This is a genomic window from Trichococcus sp., from assembly GCF_049589555.1.
In the GTDB taxonomy this organism is placed as follows: Bacteria; Bacillota; Bacilli; order Lactobacillales; family Aerococcaceae; genus Trichococcus.
On sequence record NZ_JBAWAZ010000342.1, the window covers coordinates 1 to 2409 of the forward strand.

A 2409-nucleotide genomic window follows, 5' to 3' on the forward strand; every position below is an offset into this window, starting at 1 on the left:
TTTGTAGAGGGTTTGCTCGCTCATTCCGATGCCGTTGTCGGATACATAAAGATACAGATCTTCTTCGACGATTGCTGCGGAAACCCTGATTTCCCCATCGAATCCGCCTTTGTTCATTCCATGATAGATGGCATTTTCCACCAACGGCTGCAGGATGATTTTGGGCACCGTCGCAGCAAGGACCGCCTCGCTGGTAATGTCACATCGGTAGTTGATTTCATGTTGGTAACGGATTTCCTGGATATGCAGGAAGTCTTCGACGTTATGCAATTCTTCGGCTACCGTGGCCTCATTGATGAAGCCGTTGGAGGCATAGCGGAACATATTCGATAAAGACAGCGTCATGACCGAGATTTCCTCGATTTCTTCGATTTCGGCCAAGGAGTTGATCGATTCCAGCGTATTGTACAGGAAATGCGAATCAATCTGGTTCTTGTAGACGTTCAGCTCCGATTTCAAAAGCGACTGCTCGGAATTGAGTTTATCGGTCAGGAACGCATCCAATGTCTCCAGCATGTTGCGGTATTCCTGATAGAGGATGCCGATTTCGTCGGTTCTGTTCTCGTACTCGTTCGCTTGGAAATGATAATTCGTCGTCTGCTTTTTCCGCATCAGAGTGGACAAGCGGACGATCGGCGTTGTGAACAAGTTCGAGAAGCGGGTGGATGTAAAGTAAATGGCGAGCATGAGCAGAGCCAAAATGATGAACAGGTTCCGCAGCAGCGTTTGGAACAATTCCGCATACTCGCTGTTGTCGATCGTCACCGCCAGCAGGATGGGTTGGCGATTGAGATTGATCGTGGTCTCCAGCTTGCTCGTGTCGGTGATCAGCTCATCGGAAGTGGCTGTGTAGAGCACCGTGTTATTTTTTGTTTCCTTCAATTGGAATCCGACGACCTTATCCGGGAAATTTTTGGAAATAAAATCAAAAAATTCAGGTTCGCAATTCACGACGAGTGTTCCGAGCAGCTCCTTTGAATAAAAATCATAGATGGTCCTGGAAAAGAAGAGCGTCGGATCGGCTCCGGCGTTGATGATCGCCCGATCCTCCTCAGCCACGGAAATGTTCAGATTTCCTTTCGCCTCCAGCGTTTCCCGGTACCAATCACTCGCAAGCGGATCGTATCCGTAGGAAAAATCCTTTTGCGTATTCGAATAAGAAATGGTTTCGCCATTCGGCAATATGATGGCCATAAAATTGATGTCGTCCATCCGATAGATCACGGTACGGAAAATACCCTCGATCTCTTCGGAGGAATAGAACAGATTCTCCGGCGTATAAGCCTCCTCATTATTGGCGTATTTCCGCAAGTCCGTCATCAAGTCGTAGGAACTCTTCGAAAAAAATTGCACCTTTTCGGTGAGGATATCGATGTCATTGATCTTCTCCTCGACGATCGAGGCGCTCCGGTTCAATGAATTTTTTGTATTCGCTTCCAAATCCTGGGAAGAAAAATGATAGTACATCCCGAAGGAAAGTAGCGTTACGACCAGCAAAGACGCTGTTGCGATCACAAAAATCGCCAGGCGGAGTTGTTTGTTAATTTGCATGTATAGACCTCCTAGTGCATTATCCAAAAAAAGTATACCACGAAATAAGAAAAAAAATTACTCAATCTAAATTATGATAGGACTATAAAAGAAATGGAGGAATCAAAATGAAAAGGATTTTACGTTTGTCGGCTTTGGCTATTGCATCAATGGGTGTGCTTGCTGCTTGTGGGAACGGTGGCGGCAGTACTGATGACTCTGCTGCGGCGGATAGTGGCGAAAAAACAATCACGGTAATGGCTTCCGGGGTAAAGGACGGTTCGCAGGGAGTATTTTTGGAATCATTCAAAGAGTTGGTCGAAAAACAATATCCCGACTATACGGTCGAAACGACGCTGTTGCCGGATGACCAGTATTACACAGCTTTGAAAAGTAAATTATCCACCGGCCAATCTCCGGATCTGTTTTTAGTGCAACCGAAAAAAGCCAGCGCAAGTTCCGTTGAAGAAATGGCAGAAGCCGGCTATATCGAAGATCTTTCTGATCTGGAAAACTGGGATAGCTTGATCGATCAGGCGAAAGCTGACATGTCCTATGAAGGCAAACCTTACGCCTTGTCAAGCAGTGTCGGGGTACTGGGAACTTGGTACAACAAAGATCTGTTCGAGCAGAACAACATTGCGATTCCGACAAATTGGCAAGAATTCCTGACTGCCTGCGAACAACTGAAGGCAGCCGGAATCACACCGATCGTGATGGGCGACAAGGATTCCTACATGATCCAATTCGGAATGTACCAGATCGCAGCCAACCAAGTGTATCCCGACAATGCGGAGTTCGATAACCAACTCTACACAGGCGACACAAACTTCACCGATGAAGCGTGGGTCAACACAATCACCATGTACAAAGAGTTGT

The 2409-nt window shown here is 46.6% G+C and carries 2 protein-coding genes; one reads left to right on the plus strand and one right to left on the minus strand.

Translation table 11 applies throughout. The annotated features are described in order from the left end of the window. A partial coding sequence (locus WBV27_RS11925) for a sensor histidine kinase (protein ID WP_424202349.1) occupies window positions 1–1551 on the minus strand: 1551 nt, incomplete at its 3' end. Between the two features lie 107 nt (window positions 1552–1658). On the opposite strand from WBV27_RS11925, the gene WBV27_RS11930 reads away from it, so the two are divergent. Then, on the plus strand, window positions 1659–2409 hold a 751-nt coding region (locus tag WBV27_RS11930), incomplete at its 3' end, for an ABC transporter substrate-binding protein (RefSeq protein WP_424202351.1).